The organism is Nocardia sp. NPDC060220 (assembly GCF_042727815.1).
Classification (GTDB): Bacteria; Actinomycetota; Actinomycetes; order Mycobacteriales; family Mycobacteriaceae; genus Nocardia.
Genome location: NZ_JBHWZY010000268.1, coordinates 1 through 7,936, shown reverse-complemented (window position 1 = coordinate 7,936; position 7,936 = coordinate 1). Strand labels below are relative to the sequence as shown.

The window sequence follows — 7,936 nt, the reverse complement described above, 5'->3', positions numbered from 1 at the left end:
GGAATGAGCGGGCACCATTCCTCGAGGTTGGGCAGAAAGTCCTCCCGCAACGTGATCAGCAACTTGAAGTCTTGTGACCGCAACCGGAACCGGCCTGCCTCGGCCTCGTCGTTGTCGATCCGGGCAGCCACATCGTCGGAAATCCGGTTCTCGGCGAGGTCGCCGAGGTCGTGCATGAATTCCCGGACGAGATCTGGAACGCGCTCACCGAGGGTGAAGAGTTCCTCGAACTGGTCGAGAACGATCACCGGCGTGAGCGGATAGTTCTGTGCACTCCAGAGCTCGAAGTCTTTGCGATGCAGATACTCCCAGAGCGATTCATCGTCGCCGGGCAATATCGCATCGGGCGCTTCGGCCCGGATCGAGTCGCGCACCGATCGGTGTAGCTGGCGAGACAGTGCCGTCGCGTTCGGTGTGAGGTCCAAGCGTATGTAGATCGGCAGGAAGTGCTCGTTGCGCAGCGCGGGGAAGAGGCCGGCTCGCAGCAGTGAGGTCTTTCCGAGACCGGACCGGCCGTACAAGATCGTGACCGGGGCATCGCGGACGTGGTTCAGCAAGGACTCCGCTTCACGGTCGCGCCCGAAGAAGAACGCCTGCCCGTTTTCCTCGAAGGACTCCAGGCCCGGCCACGGGTTCTCGCTGTCGAGTTGCCCCGCTCGCGTGACGGCAGTCATGCCGCTGTCCGCCGCATCGCGCGGATTTCGTCCTTCAGCACGGCGATGAGCCCCGCATCCGGCTCACCGCCGGGTGCCCTGCCGAAGTGCAAGCGCCCGAAGCTGTCCGGCATCTGCCGGTAACGGCTCGGGTTGAGATCGTAGTTGTCGTCGATAACCACGGGCACGATGAAACGGCGGCTCGGGATGGAGCGTGCGCGATCTGCCGCCTCGTACCATTCTTTGAAAACGTAACCTTCCTCCGCGTGCTCGGTGTTCGCGGAGATGATCGGGACGAACAGGCGGACGGTTCGGCGGATGCTGCACAGAATCTCGTGTTCCCACGCATCTCCTGGGCTGAGCCGCCGCTCGTCGAGCCACACGTCACCCCCGAGACTCGTGATGGCGTCACAGACCCGCTTGGCCGCGTCGGCGTCCTCCCGCATATAGCTGATGAAGATCGTCGGAGCGTCCGGAAGCGGACGAACGGCGTCGCCAACCGCGTCATGGCGCCTCGGAGTGGTCTGCTGCACCCAGCGCGCGCGTAACTCCGCGACAAAGGTCGCCGGGTCGATGTCCAGTTGCTGGACCAGCGTCTTGCGGCAGTACGTCGCGAAAAAACTCGACAGGGAAGGTTCTCGTGACGCCGAGCAGCCGGCGAGAAAGAAGGGAATGCGTTCCAGCGACAGCCGGGTATTGCTGGACATCCGCAGGAGGAACCGTCCGAGCCAGTCGGGGATCTCGCAGCCGATGAAGAGTAGGGGCTGTTCCTTCAGTTGGTAACCGACCCAGTCGGGAAGGCTCGCCTTTTCGCTGAGTAATGCGTGCAGCCACTCCAGCCGGTCCTCCTCATGGATCGCATATTGAGGAGTGGAGACCGCTTGACCGTACAAATTCAGAACGACGGTATCGGCGGCCGTGGCCGGTTGGGCATTTCGCGACTGTTCACTGGTGGATTGATTGGGAGAGAACGAAATCTCCCGTGCGCCTTGCCTTCCCTGGAAACGGACCTCGTTCACGGCCTTCGCGAGCACTCGGTCGGGCGTCGTGCTCACGAACAAGCGCAGGTCATCGATCGCGGCGAGGTTTCGAAGTGCTTCGCCGGGCTCTGGATCGACCTCCACGATGATGTCGTTGATGACGCGATACAACCGCTCTATCTCGTCTTGGCCGCGCTCGCGCAGGAACGCCGCCACCGCCGCATCCATGGTGGTCGGTCCGGGCGGCACGGAGAGGTTCCAGCGTTCGGCAAGGCGCTGGCCGATGAGTGTGGTGAATGTCTGATCAGCGTCGCCGATATCGACCCTGGTCACGTCGGGCCCCACAACCGGCACCAGAACCCGCTGCCGGATATGCGCGAGAAGATCGTCCCAGAAATCGTCGTTCATGCCCAAACACTCGATCCGGATTGCGCCACAAAACGCCCGGCCACGCCGGGTGGCGCAGCACCAGCGTGGAATGTCCCGAGAACGTGTTCAGTACCGAATCAACAGTAGGCTCCGACGTAATCGCGTCGTAGAGTAGTCAGCTACTCGAACTTCGCCGAGCATCAGGTCACCGGGCTGGCAGCCGCAGTGCGCTGTCGTGCCCTCGGCAGGACACGCAAAACACAGGCAACCGGAAAACGCCTGGTCATAGTTGGTCATTATCTGATCTGAGTCTATCGCCCTGGTGTGGCAGGTCGCCTGCTGCTCCAACTTTTGGACGTATCCTGGGCGGCGTACATCCGAGATGAAACGGACGTGACGACATCAGAGCTTGATCGGCGGGGTCCAGTCCGTGCTCGCTCAGCTTCGGCCTCGGCTTCCTGCCTGGCCTTCACATCTCGTGTCCGTGGCGGCGTGCGCACCGAGATATTCGGTCTGAGCTGCCGGTGCTTCGGCGTCGATAAACCGAGTGCCGTTGGGGGAGGCGAGAACGCGCGGTCCCATCCATCGGCTTGCGCGAGGGAAAACCAGTTCGCCGATCTCCCCGGCCCCACCGAGGTCGCGTACCGGAGCTGCCCGAGCGGGTGACGGGGGACTCCGGCACAGTGTTGCCATGGGTTCGTCGGTCGCTGATTCTCTCACTGTCGCCACATTCAACGTGAACGGAATCCGCGCGGCACGTCGCCGTGGATTCGACCAGTGGTTGCGGGCGCGGTCGGTCGACGTGGTCGCGTTGCAGGAGTTGCGTTGTCCCGCATCTGATGTGGGCACCTTCCCGGGCTATTCGGCGGCGGTGGACGTTGGTTCCGTAGCCGGTCGTAACGGTGTGGCCGTACTGACGAGGGTTTGCGCCGCTGCCGTGCGGACGTGGGTGACCCACCCACCCAGGGCCCGCGGACTCGGTGAGTTCGCCGCACAGGGACGCTATATCGAGGTCGACCTGGCCGACCGGCCGGTGACGGTGGCCTGTCTGTATCTCCCCAAAGGTGGTCTGCCCTCGCATCTCCAGCGCCCGGGATCTCTGCGCGAACAGCCCGACGGTGGGGTCAAGTACGAACGCAAGCAGAGGTTCCTCGCGGCGTTCGCCCGCGAAGTGCACCGGAACCGGCTCGCGGCGCTGAGCGCGGGACGCGAGTTCGTCCTCACCGGGGATCTGAACATCGCGCACACCCGGCACGATGTGACCAACTGGCGTGCCGCCCGCACGATGGACGGATTCCTGCCTGCCGACCGCGAGTGGTTCAGTTCGATTCTCGGCACGCGCCGGCTCATCGACGTGGTGCGACAGGTGCACGGCGATCGCCCGGGTCCACTCACCTGGTGGAGTTGGGCGGGTCGATCGTTCGCCAAGGATGTGGGTTGGCGGGTGGACCACCAACTCGCGACACCCGGTCTCGCCCGCCTCGCCACGTCTGTCGTCGTCGACAAGGAACCGTCACCCGCCGAGCGCCTCTCCGATCACGCCCCACTCGTGGTGACCTACTCGGCAATGCCTGACTGAAGGAAAAGTAGTATGGGGCAGTTGATTTATGGCCGGACCAGGAGCGATGTCAAGCGTTGGCCTTCTGACCCTGCGGCTCAAGTGGCTCTGGGGCTCTACCTGGATCAATTGCCACCGGTGTCGATGTCGATGTCGGCATCCAATCTCTTCAATGGGGACGGTCTGAACCTTTCCCGCTCTGATGTATCGGGTTTGTTCTTGGAGGGCGCGTCCTTGAATGGGGCCGATCTGACTTCGGCATGTGTATCCGATGTGGATCTGTATACAGCGTGGATGATTTCGGCCGATTTGCGTAATGCTGATTTCAGTCGTAGCGATCTCCGCAAGGTCGAAGGTCGTGGCTGTTCGGCATCTGGTGGTATTTTCTGTGATGCCCGTCTTCAGAGCGCGGTCTTCGAGGATTCGGACTTCCGGCGTGCAAATCTGGTTGGTGCTGACTTGCGGAGCGCAAGCTTTGCGGATGCCGATCTCGGATCCGCCGATCTGCGAGGCTGCGAGTTTTCTTCGACAGACTTTTCGGACGCACGAATGGGCGGATGTTCGGTGGCAGGCGCTTCGGGGTCCATAATTGGTCCAGTGGATGTCGGAGTGAAATCGGCTATGGTTCTCGCTGGTCTCGAGCTCAAGAAATGGTTCAGCGAAAATGGAGCTGTGGATGTCACCATTCGATCGTGACCCGGCTGCCATTGACTCCCAAGCCTGGTCGGATCGACATCGATCGTGGCATGTATCGGGGCTGTGACCGGCAGCGCGCAGAGAATCCTCCGTGAGTTCATTCGTCGGCCGCGCGGCGGTGGATTCGGTGCGGGCTGTCTCGGCGGATCGTTCCGGTTTGCGGTGCATGCGGGTCTTTTCGGCATCTTTACGGGTAGGTGCGCCGGGAAGTCTGGTCGGCAATCCGGCTCGAAGTTCGTCGAGTCGGATTCGATCGGCGACGGGTGCTCCATCTTGCGACCACAGCTCATCGCTTTCCCCATCACCGGGACGGTTGCTGTACTCGTTCCGCAGGTGCAGCGTCGATGACGCCCGTGACGGGGCGGGGGGTCGGAACCGGTGGCGGCCAGCTGGCCAAGTCCGTGGAACCGGCCGCTGCGCGCCGCGAAGGACATGGTGCCGGGACTAACCGGTGCCGGTGAGAGGCCCGGTCGCCGATATCCCGTGTACCGATGCGTGCATTCCCATGTTCGCTGTGCCCTGCCACTCCAGAGGGACGAACGCGCCTGACCTGGACTTTCGTGTGCGACCTTTGTCGGAATCGCGAGGAAACGGCCGTTGACCTGCGAAATTAGTGTCGCAGGTTTGTGCCCTCGGCAGGATTCGAACCTGCGACCTACCCTTTAGGAGAGGGTTGCTCTATCCCCTGAGCTACGAAGGCGTGGCCAGGCTGGGCTGGCCGAGCTGAGTATAGCGTGGGGCCGGGGTCGGTGGCAGAGGCCCGTTGGGCGGGGTCAGAAGCCGCCGAAATCGCCGCCGCCGCCGCTGTCGAAACCGCCGCCGGTGTCATAACCCCCGCTGTTGCCGAAGTCGCCGCCGGTGTCGCCGGGGTCGAATCCGCCCTGGTCGGTGCCGGGATCGGCGGCCGCTTCGCCGGTGCCGTCCTCGAAGGCTTGCGCGTTGTAGCCGACCCCGCCCATTTCGGCGAACAGCGTGGTGAACAACAGTGCCGAGCCCGCGCCCCAGGCGCCGGCGATCAGCGCGGGCTTCCACCACGGTTCGGAATACCACCCGGCGGGGACGGGGCGACCCGCCACGCGGCCGCCGGGGAAATAGTTCGGTGTGCCCGCGGAGGGGGCGGGGGAGGCGGTGATCGAGCGGCCGTTGTGGGCGATGGTGCGCTGCTCGTCGACCTGGCCGGCGATGTCCTGGCCCTCGATGGCCGGGATCGCAGGGCCGGGGTCCATATCCATCGCGGTGCGGGCGGCGCGAATGTAATAGAGGCCCTCCAGCGCGGACTGCTTGGCCAGGCGGGCTTGGGCGGGGGAGCCGGCGCGGTCGATCTGGCCGCCCGCGGCGTTGTACCGTTCGGACGCGTCGGCCAGGGCCTGTCGTGCGGCTTCGTTGCGCGGAGTCAGCTGGTAGACCTGTCCGCCGAGCCGCTCGATGGTCACCCGCGCGTCGGCCTGTGCTTCCTCGAGCTCGCGCGCGTTGCGCTTGTTCTGTTCGGCACGCAGGTACAGCAGAGCGCCGACGCACACGATCACGATCACGATCAACCACCACAGCATCGCGCGCCTCATTTCGTCGAGGTGTCGAGATGCCGTCCAGTTTACTGATCGGTTGCCCGAACGCGCTGACCCCTATTGATCAGCGCGTTGCCTATTAGCTACCGGCGAGGTGGCGGGCGATGACCAGGCGCTGGATCTGGTTGGTTCCCTCGAAGATCTGCATGACCTTCGCTTCGCGCATGTAGCGCTCGACGGGGAAGTCCTGGGTGTAGCCGTAGCCGCCGAAGACCTGGACCGCGTCGGTGGTCACCTTCATGGCCGCGTCGGTGGCGGCCAGTTTGGCGACCGAAGCCTGGCGCGAATACGGCAGGCCCGCATCGCGGCGGCGGGCGGCGTCGAGGTAGGTGGCGCGGGCGGTGTCGACGGCGGCGGCCATGTCGGCGAGGACGAACCCGAGGCCCTGGTGGTCGATAATCTTGCGGCCGAAGGCTTCTCGTTCCTTGGCGTAGGCGACGGCCTCGTCGAGCGCGCGCTGGGCGACACCGGTGGCGACGGCGGCGATGCCGAGGCGGCCCGCGTCGAGCGCGCTGAACGCGATCGAAAGTCCCTGTCCCTCTTCGCCGATGCGACGTTCGGCGGGCAGGAACGCGTCGTCGTAGGCGGCGGTGGTGGTGGGGATGGCGCGCAGGCCCATCTTCTCCTCGGGCTTGCCGAAGCTCAGGCCCTCGGTGCCCGCGGGGACGAGGAAGCAGGAGATGCCGCGCGACCCCTCGCCGGTGCGGGCGAACAGGGTGTAGAAGTCGGCGCGGCCGCCGTTGGTGATCCAGGCCTTGGTGCCGTTGAGGTTGTAGCCGCCGTCGACGGGGGTGGCCCGGCACCGCAGGGCGGCCGCGTCGGAACCGGCGTGTGCTTCGGAAAGGCTGTAGGCGCCGATGGTTTCGCCCGAGAGCATGCCGTCGAGCCACTGTTGCTTCTGCTCGTCGGTGCCGTAGGTGAACAGCGGGTGGCAGGACAGGCCGTGCACGCTCACCGCCACGGCGACGGCGGCCCAGCGGCTCGCGATTTCCTCCAGCACCTGGAGGTACACCTCGTACGGCTGCGCGCCGCCGCCGAATTCCTCCGGATACGGCAGGCTGAGCAGCCCGGCCGCGCCGAGCGCCGGGAACACGCCGTCCGGGAAGACTCCGGTCTTCTCGCTCTCGGTGACACGCGGCTCGAGCACCTTGTCGGCGATGTCGCGGGTCAGATCGATCAGCTCACGTGCCTCGGCGGTGGGCAACATCCGGTCTACAGCCATGTCATGACAGTACGCCGAGCACTGAATTGCGTGCAATGTGACATGTAATTTTGTAGCCCTATACTGGAGTGATGCCTGCGCTCCCACCGAACAAGCATCAGGAGAAGAGTCTGCGGACCCGGACGCTGCTGCTTGATGCCGCCATCGAGAGCCTGGCCGAGGTCGGCTATGCGGGTGCCTCCATCGCCGATATCACGGCCAGGGCGGGGGTGACGCGTGGCGCGCAGCTGCATCAGTTCCACACGCGCGGTGAACTTCTAGCTCAGGCGATCGGCCATCTCACCGATCGTCAGCGAGAAGCCATGCTGCGTAAGGCGAAAGCGGTGCCGGACGGTAGGTCGGCGGGCGCTGTACTGGTCGAGTTGGTCACCGCTACCTTCGCGGGCAAGCTCGGTCGTGCCGCGGTGGAGCTGTATGTGGGAATCGCCAACGACACGGCGCTACGCCGTGAAATGTTGCGGGTGCAGCACGAACTCACCGTCGAGCTGCTCGACCGCTGTGCCGGGCTGATCGACCCCGCCATCACCGGTGAGCGCTTGGAGAGCACCTTCTGGCTCACCATAAACCTGGTCCGTGGCGCCACTCTCGACGAGATGGTCGGCCGTGACCGCGTTCGTCGCAAAAAGGTGTTGGCCGACTGGACCGCGCTCGCCGAGATCGCGTTGCGCTGAGCGGATTCCGGCCCTCGGTCCGGCGCTCGCCTCGGCACTCGGCATGTCGGCCTGACCAACGTCCGGAGCGGCGGCTACGGGGGAACCGGCATCGGCGATCTATTATCTGCGCATGAATGCAGATCCCCGCTCGCCTCTGGCCGAGGATCAGGTGGGGTTGGTGGTCGAGGTGTTCCGAATGCTGGCCGATCCGACGAGGGTTCAAGTCCTCTGGGCGCTGGC

General features: G+C 64.8%; 7 protein-coding genes, 1 tRNA gene and 1 pseudogene. 4 read left to right on the top strand and 5 right to left on the bottom strand.

All coding sequences use genetic code 11. From position 1 onward, the window contains the following. Positions 1-674 (bottom strand): AAA family ATPase (locus tag ACFWF3_RS15985; protein ID WP_379314261.1); only part of this gene is annotated, 674 nt, incomplete at its 3' end. Beyond that, a complete protein-coding gene (locus ACFWF3_RS15980; protein WP_379314260.1) occupies positions 671-2,041 on the bottom strand; it encodes a toll/interleukin-1 receptor domain-containing protein in 1,371 nt (456 codons plus the stop codon). The genes ACFWF3_RS15980 and ACFWF3_RS15985, both read right to left, overlap by 4 nt. 652 nt (positions 2,042-2,693) lie before the next feature. On the opposite strand from ACFWF3_RS15980, the gene ACFWF3_RS15975 reads away from it, so the two are divergent. Beyond that, positions 2,694-3,581, top strand: coding sequence for an exodeoxyribonuclease III (locus ACFWF3_RS15975; protein WP_379314259.1), 888 nt, complete (start codon positions 2,694-2,696; stop codon positions 3,579-3,581). A 12-nt stretch (positions 3,582-3,593) separates the two neighbouring features. Beyond that, the gene (locus ACFWF3_RS15970; protein ID WP_378990443.1) at positions 3,594-4,256 is read left to right on the top strand and encodes a pentapeptide repeat-containing protein; all 663 of its coding nucleotides are present in this window, start codon (positions 3,594-3,596) and stop codon (positions 4,254-4,256) included. 627 nt (positions 4,257-4,883) lie between these two features. On the opposite strand, the gene ACFWF3_RS15965 is transcribed toward ACFWF3_RS15970, so the two are convergent. The 3 genes from ACFWF3_RS15965 to ACFWF3_RS15955 form a co-directional block, all read right to left on the bottom strand. Then, positions 4,884-4,956 (bottom strand) — tRNA-Arg (locus ACFWF3_RS15965). A 73-nt stretch (positions 4,957-5,029) separates the two neighbouring features. Continuing rightward, entirely contained in the window at positions 5,030-5,806 is a 777-nt protein-coding gene (locus ACFWF3_RS15960) for a DUF1542 domain-containing protein (RefSeq protein WP_379314258.1), read from the bottom strand. Between the two features lie 94 nt (positions 5,807-5,900). Next, positions 5,901-7,043: an acyl-CoA dehydrogenase family protein gene (locus ACFWF3_RS15955; RefSeq protein WP_379314257.1), complete on the bottom strand. Its 1,143-nt coding sequence runs from the start codon at positions 7,041-7,043 to the stop codon at positions 5,901-5,903. A 71-nt stretch (positions 7,044-7,114) separates the two neighbouring features. Here ACFWF3_RS15955 and ACFWF3_RS15950 point away from each other — a divergent pair, with 71 nt between their 5' ends. Next, a complete protein-coding gene (locus ACFWF3_RS15950) occupies positions 7,115-7,714 on the top strand; it encodes a TetR/AcrR family transcriptional regulator (protein WP_379314256.1) in 600 nt (199 codons plus the stop codon). Positions 7,715-7,826: 112 nt separating this feature from the next. Beyond that, positions 7,827-7,936, top strand: a pseudogene (locus tag ACFWF3_RS15945) (transcriptional regulator); the annotation flags it as partial.

Excerpts from the sequence above, each read along its gene's own strand:
- ACFWF3_RS15980 (WP_379314260.1), bottom strand. The coding sequence starts at position 2,041 with ATGAACGACGATTTCTGGGACGATCTTCTCGCGCATATCCGGCAGCGG.
- ACFWF3_RS15975 (WP_379314259.1), top strand. The coding sequence starts at position 2,694 with ATGGGTTCGTCGGTCGCTGATTCTCTCACTGTCGCCACATTCAACGTG.
- ACFWF3_RS15970 (WP_378990443.1), top strand. The coding sequence starts at position 3,594 with ATGGGGCAGTTGATTTATGGCCGGACCAGGAGCGATGTCAAGCGTTGG.
- ACFWF3_RS15960 (WP_379314258.1), bottom strand. The coding sequence starts at position 5,806 with ATGCTGTGGTGGTTGATCGTGATCGTGATCGTGTGCGTCGGCGCTCTG.
- ACFWF3_RS15955 (WP_379314257.1), bottom strand. The coding sequence starts at position 7,043 with ATGGCTGTAGACCGGATGTTGCCCACCGCCGAGGCACGTGAGCTGATC.
- ACFWF3_RS15950 (WP_379314256.1), top strand. The coding sequence starts at position 7,115 with ATGCCTGCGCTCCCACCGAACAAGCATCAGGAGAAGAGTCTGCGGACC.